Genomic DNA, 14,276 nt, shown 5'->3' on the forward strand with positions numbered 1-14,276 from the left:
AGTCAAGTCTTCAAGATATCCAGCAGACAATGTCTGTATCAGGTCATTTCTTACTTCATAGTTATGAATATCAGTAGTTGAGACAACAAATGTGTGGTAGGACTCAACCATATTCCTAAGAGCCATATTATAACACAGTGACTTGGCTACAAGTACGGTCTCATTATCTCCCCATTTATAGGTGTACTCACCTTCCAGTATTACCCTTTCTTGAGCGAAAGAGAGTGAAAGCAGGATGGCATAAATGGATATAGTTACCTTTTTCATTTCGTAACCCAAACTCTGTAAGATTTTACTCCGCTTTGTTTTTGGAAAGATGCACTTCTTATCTCGCCAGCCAATAAACCTTTCGCAGTTGATCTCCTATCACCATTAATTGGAATACCATCTTCATCATAATAATCAATCATTACATAGGAATAACATTCACTCCCTTTATTAGATTGATAATCACAACGATCATTTCCTATCCTATCATCTCCAAACTTCTTCTTATAAACCACCTTAATTATTTGATCTTTTTCCAAAATACTTATAATCGTCAAGTATTTACCTTCATTAATAGCAGATGGTTTTGCAAAATTGCTCCTTCTCTTTACTTCCTGCTTCAAGGCTTTATTAAATGGCTCAGGTTGGATATAGGCCTTTAGCTTATAATATATAATATTGTTGTTCTTATCTATTCTTTCATCAACAACAGTTAAATCTTCTAAATACCCGGTAGATAGAGTCTGAATTATATCATTACGCACCTGCATGTTTCGTACATCTACCATGGATGAAACAAAAATCTGATAGCTTTCAACTGCATTTCTTAAGGCCATATTGTAACAAAGAGATTTAGCTTCGATCAAAGTCTCATTGTCGCTGAAGTTGTATTCAGCCTTTCCTTCAATCAGAACACGATCTTGCCCTAATATCAAAGAAGATAGTAGCAGTATAGTTAAGAAATATTGCTTAATGACAGAGATTCAAAAGGTTAAATGAAAAGTATGACCTGCTAAATTCAATCAATCAAAAAGGCGACTTTGCATTCGGCCAAAAGCTGTTGGTCCATAGAACTAATCAAACCAGCCCCATCACCTTCCACTACTGCATCACTAGGAGTCGTTCCGCTGGTGCCTTTTGCTTTTAGCACTAATGGATTATCTCCAATTCTGATCATTGATTGAGGATTATCAATTTTTTTTATGTAGCCAACTACACCCATGCTTGTGGCATATTGCCTAGATACTGTCCTCATTCCATAGAGAACCGAACCGTCTACTGTGACAATTTTCGGAGCCATAGAAGGCACAATCTTGTTACCCCTTAAATCTATAACAAGACCAGTATAAGGCTTTGCGGGTGGTGGCGGTGGTGTAGTAGATGGTTCATATACAGGTTCCTTTGCTTCAGCAGATTTCTTTGATCCTCCGCTGGGCAAAACCGCTTGGGAATATTCCCCTAATAGTGGCATTGTTATAGAGATAGTACACACCCATTTTTCACCATCTCTTTCATATGCAACAGAATTGTCATCAAACCACGCTTGTCTAATATATCCACTGGCTTCAGAGACCACTAAATCTTCTTCAACTTCAAGATTACGCATTGTAGTTCTGGAATCGATCCTGACATCTTTTAAGGCTTCAATTAGATTGCGTCGGGCATCAGTTTTGGCCCCTCTTTCTGCTATCAGCTTGTTTTTACCATAAGCTGCTCCCTCTACAGTAATAGTTTTATTTATCCAGTCAATCTCTTGTGAAAAAACTGTGGTAAAGATGATTATAGTACTGACAAGTGTTCTACGCATAGCTACAACCTTTGGTTAGCATTAAAAAAACTCTACTAGCTGCTGAAAAAATCTCCCGCTGAGTTAATCTATACAGCTATTAAGAGAAAATCAACTCTTCAAAAAATTATATCACTCTGTGGGTCCTTCTTTCATCCCGACCGTCCCCCCGTCATTTTTCAGATTGAGATTGGGAAAGTGGTTGAGAAAGCTGATGTGATAGCATAATAGGAAAACTAAGGAGAGATAGCAGTAAAGCCAAGATATAACGATCTTCACATTACTTTTTATCTTATCTCAGTCAAGCTGTTCGTGTTTCTGTCCATCCAATGATAACCTGCATCTGTTACCAATTCAAGACGAACTTGGGTCAAGGAAACCTTCAAGTTTTCCAAATCTTTGAAGGTTTTCTCATCAGAGGGTTTCCCCTTTGTGTTTAAGAGCCTTTTTGTTTTATAAGCCGTTGAACTAAATTCCGTCTGCATGGCTATTCTCATCACAGGATCGTCAGGTTACATCGGCACCGAATTGTGCCGCAGATATGAACTTGATGAAACGGTGGAGGATATTGTCGGCCTCGATGTCGTTCCTCCTAAAGAAGACTTCTCCAAGCTCGTTTTCTATCAGAGAAACTGTAACAGTGATCTGATCGATATTTTTCAGAACCATCAGATTCAGACGGTAATCCATCTCGTCTTTGCACTGAATCCCACACACGACTCAAAGAAGATGTTCGAAATAAATGTAGGCTCTCTGGAGAATGTCATGAGTCATGTGGACCAGTTTGGCGTGCGGCGATTGGTGGTGACCAGTTCGGCCACGGCCTATGGCGCTCATTCGGATAATCCTCCACGGCTAACGGAAGATAACGCAATCAGAGGCAATGAAGGATTTCAATACTCTCGCGATAAAGCCACTGTCGAGAGCCGGCTCGCCGATTTCCAGAATTCCCATTCTGATGTGGATGTAATCATCGCACGGCTCGCTATCGTATGCGGCCCACACATCAACAACTTTGTTTCACGGTATGTGAGTAAGCCGCTGGTTCCGTTGGTGAAAGATGCCGATGTAGAGATGCAGTACATTCATGAAGAAGATGTGGCTGATGCTCTGTACGTCATGGCTGCCGAAGCACCTGCCGGTGCGTACAATCTCGGTCCGCCTGAAACCATCTCCGATGAAAACGCCGTAGCAGAGATGGGAGGGCGAGTTCTCAGGTTGGGGCCGCGCTTAATACGATGGCTTACCGCACTGGCTTGGAGCTTAAGACTTAAGTTTCTGACGGAGGCGCCGAGTTCAATGATCGATTTTATCGAATTTCCGTGGGTGGTGGACGGCAGTAGAATTGAAAGGGAGACAAGTTTTCGCTATCGGTATTCCTCCTCTGACGCCATTCGGGCCTTCGCTCAGAAACGGCAGGAAGCGTAGATATGGCCGGTTTGCATCCGCAGCTAACGCACTTCCCCATCGCCCTGATTATGACAGCGTGTCTATTTCAAGCCGTCCTCGTCTTCAAGCGCTCCTGGATGTGTCGATCAACACCGCTATGGCTGTTAGGCTTTTCCCTTGTCCTGACTCTCGGAGCCACACTCTCTGGCGAAGATGCAGTAAACCTTGCCCAGCAGGAGACTGATATTCCGGCGGCCGCCGGAAAAGTCATGGAACAGCACGAAACATACGCGGACGTGACTTTCTGGGGGACGCTCATCGTTTTCTTCGGCTGGCTGTGGCTGTTCCTCAAGAATCCTGTTGATCGGCGCCTGGATGTTGCAGCACTTCTCTGCCTTCTTCTTCTCTCCATCTCGGTCGGCATCACAGGGTACCTAGGCGGCAAACTGGTCATGACCCACGGCGTTGGTGTGGGACTTCTGTGAAACGCCGCGACTTCCTCAAATCCCTCTCACTGTTTTTTGCCCATAGCGCCGTTCCTCTCATCCGACCGCTGGGGGCGACCGGTTCTGTTGTAGGACAGACTGCTTCTGTCTGTGATATTCATATTCATCTCTTGGGTACAAGCGAAACAAATGATTGTTTTGTCAGCCGGGAATATGCCAAGTCTCTTGTCTACAGAGCATCATCGCTTTTTATCGATATCGATCAATCCGGTTCACCGGAAGAACGTGACACTAAATATGTTGCCCGTCTGAAGCAGCTGTTCGATGAATCTGATCAGCATCGGTACGGGGTTTTGCTGGCTATGGATGGGGTTTATGACGCAGCAGGCAATCTTAATAAGGAAGATACACCGTTTTATGTGTCTAACGACTATCTCCTTTCAGTCTGTGCTGAAAAGGAAGAATTCGTGCCCGGTGCTTCGGTCAATCCTCACAGAAAGGATGCCCTCGACGAACTGGCAAAAGTGGCAGAACAGGGTGCTGTCCTTGTGAAGTGGATTCCCAACAGTCAGAACATCGATCCTTCTGATGACCGACTTATTCCATTCTATCGCCGCTTGCGGGAGCTGAATCTCCCCCTGTTGTCACACAGCGGTACGGAGCATACAGTTTCCTCTGTGGATCAGTCGTATGGCGATCCGGCACGATTGCGGACGGCGCTGGAAGAGGGTGTAAAAGTGATTGTGGCGCACTGCGCTGCGGGAGGGGGAGATAGAGATGGTTCGTACTTCTACCGCTTCATCGATCTGCTTGGAGATTATGCAAACTTGCATGGAGATATTTCGGGATTGGGGATGCTTCATCACCAGCGGCGAATGCGTTATCTGCTGGATCATCCTGCGCTTTTTGAAAGGATGTACTACGGCAGCGACTTTCCGCTGCTCTCTTTCCCGTTCACGAGTCCTTACTACTTTTTAGGCAGACTGCCTCTGAGTAAAGCATGGAGAATCCTGGAGGTCGATAATATTCTCTTGCGTGATGCGGCTAAACTACAGGCACTTGACGTTCCGCCTTCCTGCCTCGCGAGGGGAATGAATCTGATCTCAGAGACGACATGAACTGGCTGATCACTACAGTTGTCCTTCTATTTCTGGTGATCGTCTTTCGCCGCCGCCTAAGGTTCATCTGGCGGCTTTTCGTGATTGTTGGCAGTACAGTACCTGGTCCTATCAAGTCGCTCTTCAACCGCGTCAGTCGGGCCGTTTCCATGGAGTTGAGTTCCTACCTTGACGGAGATGGCAACGACCAGCCGCTTCGTATCTACCATCCTGCCACCGCGGGTGAATGCGCGGCATTTATTCTTTACCCCGGGGCCTCCCCGGCCGGCGAAGAACATGAAGCCGTAAATGAACTCGCCCTGGCACTGGCGAGAGGCGGCTTCAGGGTGTTCCTACCGCGAATCCCCGAACTGAAGAAGGTGCTCATCCGCCAGGAGTCCATTAATCACATAATCAGAGTATATGAAGCTGTCAGCGGAAGACAAGATGTGGACGCGACACGGATTGCCGCCGTCGGTATGAGCTTTGGCGGCAGTCTGATGGTCAAGGCGTGCTGTGACAAAAGGATGATCGTAAAACCGGCCGTTGTGCTTTCCTACGGGAGTTTTTTCGATTTCGAAAAGACGTTAGAATTCGTTCTGACAGGAAACTTCAGCGACGGGATCAATGATTATCACCTGGAACCTCACGAGTGGGGTCGAGTCGGTTTTTTCCACAACTTCATTCAATATGTAGATGGAGACTTCGATTTCAATAATGTGCAATCGTATCTGCTCACATGTGCTGGGGCTGAAGAAGATAAAGTCTTGGCGGCATATAGCGATCTTTCACGGAAAGATCAGAGGTTCGTGGATAAGATTCTCAAAGATAGTGATTTGGAGACACAAAAGCTGGCGCAAGAAACCTTGGCTAAAGTCCGTGCGACTATCGAGCCGCTCTCGCCTAGATCGTTTTTGGATCGAATCGACTTTCCTCTCTTTCTTATGCACGGAGCCAACGATACCATGGTTCCTTTCACGGAAACTGTGATGTTCGATAGAGCTCTTCGAGAAAGAGGAAAGCAAGTCGACACTTTCATCAGTTATCTTTATGCCCATTCGGAGGTAACAGAACACAGTAAGGGCTACATAGGTTTTATAAGAGAGGCATGGAAGATTGGTGTTTTCATGAGCAGGTTACTGGGTAAGCTTGTGTGACATCTGATTCGATGGGAGACAGACAGGCAGGTGTGAAGCCGAAAAACAGCAAAATTCCTATCTTCAAGCCTTTCGAGGAAAATGCTTGACTTTCTCGACGAGAAGGTCTAAAATCGCCGTCGAGAAAGAAAAGCAACCATTTTCCATTAAATAAAGGAGATACACAATGGCTGAAAAAGTCAAGACTGTAGGCGTTAACAAGGAATCTGGTTACCTCTATTATCTTGGAAAAGATGGTGACGTATGGCGTTCCAAGATGGCTCGTGCGGGAAAAGGTGGCGGGAACGCCGAAAGAGTTGCCGGCGCGGGAGTGGCCAGACAATCAGGATACCTCTATTTCGTCGATAAGGACGGGGATGTCTCCCGTGCGAAGATGGCAAGGGGTCGTTAGTACTTAGCTTTCGCTGGGTCTTTGAAAAAGCCTCCTTTGGGAGGCTTTTTTGATTTAAGGGAGAATCGAGTAATATGATGAATCGATCTGGGAAAGGAGTATTAGCGATAATGTGCTCTTTCACATAAATTTCAGATGAAGAAGTTGCCTGGGTGTGCTCAACAGTCGAGAGAAGAAGATATGAGGAACACTCTATTTTCTGTTATCATCTCAGGTTGGTTCGCGACGGTTTTAAGCGGGCAAGTGGAGTACACGACGCAGATTCAACCTGTGTTCGATACAAGCTGTAACTTTACTGCATGTCATGGCGGAAATGCTGGCGGCCTGAACCTTACATCCTATGACAATCTGATGAAAGGCGACAGTAACAACGGACCGGTAGTGACGCCCGGGGATGGTGTTTCTGAAGTAAAGCTTCCTGCAGATTCTAAGAAGCACCGCTGATACTCTGTTCTGATTGAACCGAGACCCGGATAGAGAATATAAGTTCAAACATATCATACGAATGAAAGAATCAGAGTTAGCTGTTCAAACAGTAGCCCGTTTTGCCGCAGAGAATCATGATGGATTCCTTGAGGAACTGAAGGATCTTATAAGGATCCCCAGCATCTCGAGTAGTACCGAACATAAGGGTGATGTCGAGCGTTGTGCACAGTTTACCAAGAAAATCATGTTGGAGATCGGACTTGAAAAAGCCGAGATTTGGGAGACAGATGGTCATCCGATTGTCTATGGCGAATGGTTGGGTGTTTCCGGAAAGCCAACCGTTCTCATATATGGTCATTACGATGTTCAGCCAGTCGACCCTCTCGATCTCTGGGAGACGCCGCCTTTTGAACCTTCTGTCAGGAACGGTAAGATGTACGGGCGCGGATCGGTCGATGATAAAGGTCAGGTTCACGTTCATTTGAAGGCTGTTGAGTCTTGGCTGAAGGAAGCAGGCGCACTGCCGGTCAATTTGAAGTTTCTGATAGAAGGAGAAGAGGAGGTCGGTAGTAAGAATCTGAACACCTTTTTGAAAGATAACCGGCAGATGCTGGCTGCTGATGTTGTGCTTATTTCTGACACCTCAATGATCAAGAAGGGGGTACCGTCTATCTGTTGCGGTCTGCGCGGCCTGGCCTATTTCCAGATTGACCTGCGCGGGTCCGGACAGGATCTCCATTCGGGATCGTTTGGCGGCGCTGTCAAGAATCCCATCCATGCGCTGACAGAGATAATCAATCAGCTGAAGGATGAAAAGGGTCGCATTACCATTCCGGGATTTTATGATGATGTGGTTGAGCTGGCACCCGACGAAGAAGAAGCACTGGCAAAGCTGCCGTTTGATCAAGAGGATTTTCGCAAGGAGATCGGCGCGGCTAAACTTTACGGCGAAGAAGGGTTTTCGGTGCTGGAGAATCTCTGGGCCCGCCCCGCCCTTGACGTGTGTGGAATCTGGGGCGGTTTCACAGGAGAAGGATCAAAGACAGTCATCCCGGCTGAGGCTCATGCAAAAGTCAGTATGCGGTTGGTTTCTAATCAGGATCCTGAGACTGTCGCTACCATGTTCGAAGATTATATCAGGAAAATTACACCGCCGGAAGTTGAACTGTCGGTGCAGCGGATGCACGGTGGATTGCCCTTCCTCGCCGATACCAGCCACCCTGCTTTCGAAGCTTCAGTGAGAGCACTGAAGAGAGGATTCGATAGTGACGCTGTGTTCATTCGCGAGGGCGGTTCTATCCCCTTTGTGCAGACTCTCAATGAAGTGCTGAATGTCCCTATTGTTATGGTAGGTTTTGGTCTGCCAGATGAAAATGCCCACGCACCCAACGAGTGGTTCGATATGGAGAACTATGAAAAGGGTATCCTCAGTAGCATATATCTGTATGATGAACTGTCACGAATCTGATTAATATTAAGTTCACAATCCCGACCTTTTCCAAAATGAAGCACGATCTGCGGTTGATCTCCGTCCTAGCTGGATTCTGGTTTATCTTGCCGGCGACAATCATGGGTGAAGTGTGTAATCTAGTCTCTGAAATTGAGGTGACCGGCCATCGTAAGACGAAGGAGTACATCATCCGGCGCGAAATACAGCATCCTGTAAATATCCCGCTGGACAGTACGCTAGTGGAAGAAGACAGGGATCGGATAGAGAATCTTGGCATCTTCAGCATCGTCAGCTGGCAGATGGTTCCGAATGAAGACGGATCGTGTACTCTCAGCTACAGCGTAATCGAGACATTGGGGATTATTCCCGGTGCTATGCCTATCTACTCGGAAGATAGAGGGTGGTCGCTTTCCGGCGGTGTCCTGATCAAGAACTTTCGCGGCAGGAACGAAAACCTGAATCTTGGTGGGAGCATCGGAGCTTTCAAGACGTTTGGCTTAGAGTTTCTCGACCCGTGGATAATCGGTGACCACATTTCATTAAGCATCCAGACTGGTCGCGCCATTTTTTCACATCCGTTTCTTGAATACGACATAGAGACAATTTCATTTGAAGCAAATGTGGGGCGCTACTTTGGTTATGAGAGGAGGGTGAGTGTTGGGTTTGAGCTAGAGAGTAAGTCTTTTCAGGGAGAAAATGAGATATTAGACTATACCTATATCGCGCCCCAGGGGACATTCATATACGACACGCGTGACATCTATACCGATCCCAGCAACGGCATGCTGTTTATCGAAAACTTATATGCGGTGCTCGATTTTGAGGGGGATCAAAATAATTTTCTGAAGTGGTTTCAATCGTATAGCTTTTACCATACCCTGATCCCGGGTCTGAAAAAGCTGACGGCCGGAATAAACCTGAAGGGGATGCTCTCCTTCGGAAACTTGCACGATGTGTGGGTGAGCTATCTCGGTGGCGGTCTGAGTGTGAGAGGCTGGCGTGTCCCTGAACGCAAAATTTACCGTGATGAATCGATGGCGTTCAGATTTGGCCATCACTGGATTGTCACCTCTGCGGAGCTCCGTCAGACCATTATTCCGAGATCAATCACACCCATAGACACGGAGTACGGACTTATCGCCGCAGTTTTCGCAGATGTGGGGATGATGTCCACCTCCATCAAGACACTGTTTGATCAATCTCCCATGGCCGGCATCGGTGTCGGTGTGCGCATCCCGTGGCCTATAGCCGGTATCATCCGACTCGACTATGGCTGGGCCTTCAGAGAGGGGAAGTTTATGGAAAGAAGTTTTCATTTGGCTGTCGGACAGAAGTTCTAAAGCGTCAAGGAGTATAATAAAAATGAAACCGCCGCAACAGTTTGAAGATCTGGTAGATAGGTTTTACGATGACTATTTCAACTTTAATCCCACGCTGGGTCGGCAGATGGGATTTAAACAGTATCTGGGAAAGATACCCGATTTTGCGTATGAAACTATCATGGGTTTCCATCGGCGGCTTCAATTTTACCTTATTGAGGTTAAGCGACTGCAAGGCGAAAATCTTGACCGACAGAGTCAGGCTGATCTGAAACAACTCGAGTTGACTGTTGAGTATGAAACGTTTGCAATTCATCGGCTTTGCTGGTGGGCAGAAGATCCTATGGCGTACGCTGAACATCTCGATGTCAGTCACTACATGAAGCGCAACTATGCTCCGTTGGAAGAGCGAATTCTGCACGTCACTGACCATCTTTCCCAGGTCGCTCATTTCCTGGAACAGCAGCGGTTCAATCTGAAACCTGTACAGCCGCGAATCAACTTGGTCACCGCAATTGAGATGTACCAGGGATATAGAGATTTCTATAGGGGTGACGTATTGGAATTCTTTCAGAATGTTGCAGACGGCCGCATTCGTTCTCAGCTTGATGCCGCCGTGGAAGCAGCTGCCGCGGCCGTTAAAAAATTTGTTCTGTATATGGAAGAGGAGTTGTTGCCCGCCGCGACTGAAGAATTTACCATCGGACGTTTCAAATTCATCGATATGCTCCAATTAGGAGAAATGGTGGATATTGAGCTTGATCAACTCCTGAAACTGGGAGAGACTGACCTTGAGCAAAACAGGAAGCGGTTTGAGTCAGAAGCGCTTAGCTACTTGCCAGATAAGAAGCCCCAGGAAGCGATGCAGGAGATCGCAAGCAATCACCCCTCTCCGGAAAGCCTCACCAGCGATACAGCCGACATGCTGGAACAGATAAGACAGTTTCTCATCGATAACGAACTTGTAACGGTGCCGTCGGAAGTGCGGATTTTGGTGGAGGAGACTCCTGGTTTCATGCGCTGGGCGTTCGCGATGTGCGACCCACCCGGGCCGTTTGAGGAGGTAGCCACTGAATCTTTTTATTATGTTACAAATGTTCACCCGGACTGGAGTGACAGACAAAAGGAAGAGTGGCTGACAAAGTTTGATTACGCAACGTTGGACAATATTTCTGTACATGAAGCGTATCCGGGACACTATGTCCACTATCAGCACACACTGTCGGCGCCATCGAAGGTTGCGAAGATTGCCGGCGCCTATTCTTTCTGGGAAGGTTGGGCCCACTATAGCGAAGAGATGATGCTGGATGAGGGGTGGCATGCAGGTGAACCTCAATACAGACTGGCGCAGCTGTCCGAAGCCCTCTTGCGCGACTGCCGTTATATCTGTGCCATCAAAATGCACACCGGGGGAATGACTGTCGATGAAGCTACCACTTTCTTCATGGAAAACAGCTATATGGAAGAGACGCCGGCCAGAAAGGAAGCCGAGAGAGGAACTTACGACCCGGGCTATCTGAACTATACGCTGGGCAAACTGATGCTCCTCAAATTGAGAGAGGACTGGAAGACACAACAGGGGAAAAAGTACTCTCTCAAGCGGTTCCACGATACACTTCTCTCATTCGGTGCACCGCCTCTTCCGCTCGTCAGAGAGCTGATGCTTGAGGAGATGGGTGAAATCCTGTAATCGATATTCCGCCCTCTCTTTCACGGTTGTCGTCATTTCACCGTGCTGATTCGAATTCTCCTCAGACGAGTGTGGCTGTCGTGGCTGATGGTGGCGCTCTGGACGCTGCTGATCTATGTAACTATTCCGCTGGCCAATGCGCTTCAGAATACGTGGGTTCGGTTCTGGGGACGCCAGTCGCTGCTACTGGTCGTTGTTGCCGTTCTATCCCTTGCGACGGTGATCACTTTTCTTGCCATGCGGCGGTCTGACAGGAAGGTAAGATGGCATCAATATCTGTGGATACTCCTGGTCTTCGCAGCATATGTCTATTTTACTTACAGTCTCAGGAGTCTTCCTGCAGAAGCACTCCATTTTATCGAGTACGGCGTCTTGGGGGCTCTGGCGTTTCTGGCATTCAGACACAGGGTTGAGAACAGTTCCATCTATTTCATTAGCGCAGTATTCTGTCTTTTGGTTGGTACGGTGGATGAAATAATCCAGTGGATTGTTCCGCAAAGGTTCTGGGATTATCGAGACGTTTGGCTGAACGGTGTTGGCGGAGGCCTCATTCAGCTCGGCATCTGGAAAGGGCTATCACCATCATCCGTACAGAAAAGATGGAATCCGTTTTCCGTCAGGTTACTTGTCCGTCTAACCGCCGCCTCCGTGATTCTACTGAGTCTGTGTGCATCAAATACACCCGCCCGGTTCCAGTGGTATACCAACCGCATAGGGCTGCTTCGACCTCTTGCTGGCAATCCGCAGATGATGAATGAATTCGGATACAGGCATGCTGATCCCGATTTTGGTGAATTCTACTCAAGACTATCTCTGTCGGAGTTGCGTGAAAATGATGAGAGGAGTGCCAGGGAGGCGGCAAAAGTTCTGGATGACTATTCAGGCGACGACCGCTATCAGGACTTTCTGCACCAGTATCCTTCGCATAAAGATCCTTTAATTCACGAAATGCGTGTTCATCTTTTCCGTCGCGATAGATACATGAATCGTGCTCGCGAAGCAGAAGATGAAGAATCACAACGAGAGTATTTGACGGTAGCCCGCGCCGAAAATCTAATCGTGAGCAAGTACTTTACTCAAACTCTTTCGTCTTCTTCGTACCGGCTGGGCCCGGCCGCAAGGGACTTGCTGGAACGGTTCGAACCACAAACAGCCGACTACAGCAGCGCAGTGGACAGACATCTGGTTACGACTATATCCGAGCGGGCACTTTGGCTGATGGCGCTCATCATCCTGTTCCTGTTGGCGGGTTTGCATCAATACAGCTACAGAATGGAGGAAAGGTCCAAGTGAAGATATCAGGAATCAAGAGAGTATTCTCCGGTGCACCTTGGGAGAAATCGGTGGGCTATTGCAGAGCAGTGCGATTCGGAGATCAAGTGTCCGTGTCAGGTACAGCCCCCGTCGCCCGTGACGGTTCAGTCCACGCTCCCGGGGATGCTTATGAGCAGGCGAAACGGTGTTTCGAGATCATCGAGCAATCTCTGAAAGAGGTAGACGCAAGCCTTGACGGTATTATAAGGACGAGAATGTATGTAACGGATATCACTCTATGGAAGAAGTTTGGCCGGGCTCACAGGGAGTTCTTTGGCGAGCATCCGCCGGCAACGACGATGGTGGAAGTTCAGTCCCTGATCGATTCTGAAATGCTGATTGAAGTGGAAGCGGAGGCCATCATCCGCTCTGAGTGAATCCTGTCTGTTACCGCCGCCGCCGAGATTTCAAGATCATCACTTCTTCGAACTTTTTCTCAGTTCCACTCTTTAAGCGTTGGATATTACTTCGGTGGGTTGTAATGATAAACAGGGGAACGAAAAGTGAAAAGATAGTCAGCGATGGCTCTGCCTTCGCGAAGCCCAGCAAGGGAATGAGCGCCACGGCAATGGGAAGTGTAATTGATGCTGACATGCTACTTGCTGAGACATAGCCCCAGCGCATAAAGACCAGGCTGAACACAAGGGCGCAGATTGGTATGGCAACGGGGTAGAGGGCCAGCAGTACGCCAGCAAGGGTGGCGACGCCCTTACCGCCGCGAAATCCTCCGAAGATGGTAAATGTATGACCGAGCACGGCGGAGAATCCTGCCATAATCTGGACGATTCCAAAATCCGATATAACAAGATCCCCTAAGGACCAGGCCGCTATCACGCCAGCTGCCAGCCAACCTTTAAAGATATCTACCGTGCCTACCACCAGCCCAGGCTTCCAGCCGACGACTCTAACCACATTCGACATACCAGCGTTGCCGCTGCCGTGTTCTCGAATATCGATATTCTTGACTAGCCGCGCCACGATGATACTGGTAGGAAAAGATCCAGCCAGATAACTCAATATGAGAACCAGAAACAGGCCCATTTCGACTCAGTTTATTGTGATATTTCTAGCGATGATTTGTGGGAACTTTTCATAGTCACTGGAGTAGATATGATTGCTACAGCCAGTTCGGGAGCTTTCTGTCTCACCCTCCTTAACCCCACTTAAGCTTCCGGACTGGTTTCTTATTTGTCCTTTGTTCTAATCTTGTTCTTTTTAGGAGCCAGCATTCCGCCTGAGATTATCGATTTTAATCCTTCTTCAACCGAGAGCTCGGCATCGATGGCCTCCTCCTTGGGAACGATGAGCATGAATCCTGAAGTGGGATTCGGTGTGGTAGAGACGAACACATGATAGAATTCTTTACCGTCCTCATTTGTCGATTCGCCGGTGACAAAAGCGAGAGTCCACGTATGCTCTTGAGGGTAGGGGATCAGGATGGTTTTCTGGAAGGCGCGGCTCCTCGTTCCGCTGAGGGCTTGTGTGATCTGCTTGGCGGCTCCATAAACCGTATTTGCCACCGGGATCCGTGCAAGAATATTTTCGCCTAGATTGACGAATTGATGCCCGAGAAAGTTGGTTATAAGGAGACCGAAAAGATAGAGTGATAAAAGTGTGATGATGAAGCCCAGTCCTGGAATGTGAATGGGTAAGATTGCGTCAAGGACGGGGGAAGCAAATCCGTCAAAAAAATTGAAGAGGACTTTGATGACGTAGAAAGTGGCTACAACAGGTGCGATTGTAACCAGTGCCGCGACGAATTTGCCACGGAAGTGTTTCAGGATGCCGGCCATAATTTAGCGGTAAGTTAATTCAATACGGCA

Annotated in this window: 16 protein-coding genes; 11 read left to right on the forward strand and 5 right to left on the reverse strand. The window is 47.7% G+C overall.

Annotated features, from left to right (window positions below):
- The 3 genes from QF669_02170 to QF669_02180 all read right to left on the reverse strand — a co-directional run.
- On the reverse strand, positions 1–267 hold a 267-nt coding region (locus QF669_02170; GenBank protein ID MDP6456252.1), incomplete at its 3' end, for a hypothetical protein.
- Positions 264–854 carry a hypothetical protein gene (locus QF669_02175; GenBank protein ID MDP6456253.1) on the reverse strand — a complete coding sequence of 197 codons (591 nt, stop codon included), beginning with the start codon at positions 852–854 and terminating at the stop codon, positions 264–266. The genes QF669_02175 and QF669_02170, both read right to left, overlap by 4 nt.
- A 152-nt stretch (positions 855–1,006) precedes the next feature.
- Positions 1,007–1,795 (reverse strand): hypothetical protein, encoded by a 789-nt coding sequence (locus tag QF669_02180; GenBank protein MDP6456254.1) that lies wholly within the window; start codon positions 1,793–1,795, stop codon positions 1,007–1,009.
- Positions 1,796–2,257: 462 nt separating this feature from the next.
- Here QF669_02180 and QF669_02185 point away from each other — a divergent pair, with 462 nt between their 5' ends.
- From QF669_02185 to QF669_02235, 11 genes are all read left to right on the forward strand, one after another.
- Entirely contained in the window at positions 2,258–3,202 is a 945-nt protein-coding gene (locus QF669_02185) for an NAD-dependent epimerase/dehydratase family protein (GenBank protein ID MDP6456255.1), read from the forward strand.
- Positions 3,203–3,204: 2 nt separating this feature from the next.
- On the forward strand, positions 3,205–3,648 hold the full coding sequence (locus QF669_02190; protein MDP6456256.1) for a DUF2231 domain-containing protein: 444 nt from the start codon (positions 3,205–3,207) through the stop codon (positions 3,646–3,648).
- Entirely contained in the window at positions 3,645–4,727 is a 1,083-nt protein-coding gene (locus QF669_02195; GenBank protein ID MDP6456257.1) for an amidohydrolase family protein, read from the forward strand. The genes QF669_02190 and QF669_02195 overlap by 4 nt, the downstream gene beginning before the upstream one ends.
- Positions 4,724–5,863: a prolyl oligopeptidase family serine peptidase gene (locus QF669_02200; protein ID MDP6456258.1), complete on the forward strand. Its 1,140-nt coding sequence runs from the start codon at positions 4,724–4,726 to the stop codon at positions 5,861–5,863. The genes QF669_02195 and QF669_02200 overlap by 4 nt, the downstream gene beginning before the upstream one ends.
- Before the next feature lie 166 nt (positions 5,864–6,029).
- Positions 6,030–6,254 (forward strand): hypothetical protein, encoded by a 225-nt coding sequence (locus QF669_02205; protein ID MDP6456259.1) that lies wholly within the window; start codon positions 6,030–6,032, stop codon positions 6,252–6,254.
- 135 nt (positions 6,255–6,389) lie between these two features.
- Positions 6,390–6,698: a hypothetical protein gene (locus QF669_02210; protein MDP6456260.1), complete on the forward strand. Its 309-nt coding sequence runs from the start codon at positions 6,390–6,392 to the stop codon at positions 6,696–6,698.
- Between the two features lie 61 nt (positions 6,699–6,759).
- The gene (locus QF669_02215) at positions 6,760–8,148 is read left to right on the forward strand and encodes a dipeptidase (GenBank protein ID MDP6456261.1); all 1,389 of its coding nucleotides are present in this window, start codon (positions 6,760–6,762) and stop codon (positions 8,146–8,148) included.
- Positions 8,149–8,183: 35 nt separating this feature from the next.
- Positions 8,184–9,470 (forward strand): BamA/TamA family outer membrane protein, encoded by a 1,287-nt coding sequence (locus QF669_02220; protein ID MDP6456262.1) that lies wholly within the window; start codon positions 8,184–8,186, stop codon positions 9,468–9,470.
- A 22-nt stretch (positions 9,471–9,492) separates the two neighbouring features.
- Entirely contained in the window at positions 9,493–11,139 is a 1,647-nt protein-coding gene (locus QF669_02225) for a DUF885 domain-containing protein (GenBank protein MDP6456263.1), read from the forward strand.
- A 42-nt stretch (positions 11,140–11,181) separates the two neighbouring features.
- Positions 11,182–12,432: a VanZ family protein gene (locus QF669_02230; GenBank protein ID MDP6456264.1), complete on the forward strand. Its 1,251-nt coding sequence runs from the start codon at positions 11,182–11,184 to the stop codon at positions 12,430–12,432.
- Positions 12,433–12,434: 2 nt separating this feature from the next.
- Positions 12,435–12,830, forward strand: coding sequence for a RidA family protein (locus QF669_02235; protein MDP6456265.1), 396 nt, complete (start codon positions 12,435–12,437; stop codon positions 12,828–12,830).
- Positions 12,831–12,840: 10 nt separating this feature from the next.
- Here QF669_02235 and plsY read toward each other — a convergent pair whose 3' ends face one another.
- Positions 12,841–13,494 carry a glycerol-3-phosphate 1-O-acyltransferase PlsY gene (plsY, locus tag QF669_02240; protein ID MDP6456266.1) on the reverse strand — a complete coding sequence of 218 codons (654 nt, stop codon included), beginning with the start codon at positions 13,492–13,494 and terminating at the stop codon, positions 12,841–12,843.
- Between the two features lie 143 nt (positions 13,495–13,637).
- Positions 13,638–14,246 (reverse strand): DUF502 domain-containing protein, encoded by a 609-nt coding sequence (locus tag QF669_02245; protein MDP6456267.1) that lies wholly within the window; start codon positions 14,244–14,246, stop codon positions 13,638–13,640.
- Positions 14,247–14,276 lie beyond the last annotated feature (30 nt).

It is taken from the genome of Candidatus Neomarinimicrobiota bacterium (assembly GCA_030743815.1).
In the GTDB taxonomy this organism is placed as follows: Bacteria; Fidelibacterota; Marinisomatia; order Marinisomatales; family S15-B10; genus UBA2146.

What these genes read in the sequence shown, in the direction of transcription:
- QF669_02180 (MDP6456254.1), bottom strand. Translation starts at nt 1,795, where the DNA reads ATGCGTAGAACACTTGTCAGTACTATAATCATCTTTACCACAGTTTTT.
- QF669_02185 (MDP6456255.1), top strand. Translation starts at nt 2,258, where the DNA reads ATGGCTATTCTCATCACAGGATCGTCAGGTTACATCGGCACCGAATTG.
- QF669_02190 (MDP6456256.1), top strand. Translation starts at nt 3,205, where the DNA reads ATGGCCGGTTTGCATCCGCAGCTAACGCACTTCCCCATCGCCCTGATT.
- QF669_02200 (MDP6456258.1), top strand. Translation starts at nt 4,724, where the DNA reads ATGAACTGGCTGATCACTACAGTTGTCCTTCTATTTCTGGTGATCGTC.
- QF669_02205 (MDP6456259.1), top strand. Translation starts at nt 6,030, where the DNA reads ATGGCTGAAAAAGTCAAGACTGTAGGCGTTAACAAGGAATCTGGTTAC.
- QF669_02210 (MDP6456260.1), top strand. Translation starts at nt 6,390, where the DNA reads ATGAAGAAGTTGCCTGGGTGTGCTCAACAGTCGAGAGAAGAAGATATG.
- QF669_02215 (MDP6456261.1), top strand. Translation starts at nt 6,760, where the DNA reads ATGAAAGAATCAGAGTTAGCTGTTCAAACAGTAGCCCGTTTTGCCGCA.
- QF669_02220 (MDP6456262.1), top strand. Translation starts at nt 8,184, where the DNA reads ATGAAGCACGATCTGCGGTTGATCTCCGTCCTAGCTGGATTCTGGTTT.
- QF669_02225 (MDP6456263.1), top strand. Translation starts at nt 9,493, where the DNA reads ATGAAACCGCCGCAACAGTTTGAAGATCTGGTAGATAGGTTTTACGAT.
- plsY (MDP6456266.1), bottom strand. Translation starts at nt 13,494, where the DNA reads ATGGGCCTGTTTCTGGTTCTCATATTGAGTTATCTGGCTGGATCTTTT.
- QF669_02245 (MDP6456267.1), bottom strand. Translation starts at nt 14,246, where the DNA reads ATGGCCGGCATCCTGAAACACTTCCGTGGCAAATTCGTCGCGGCACTG.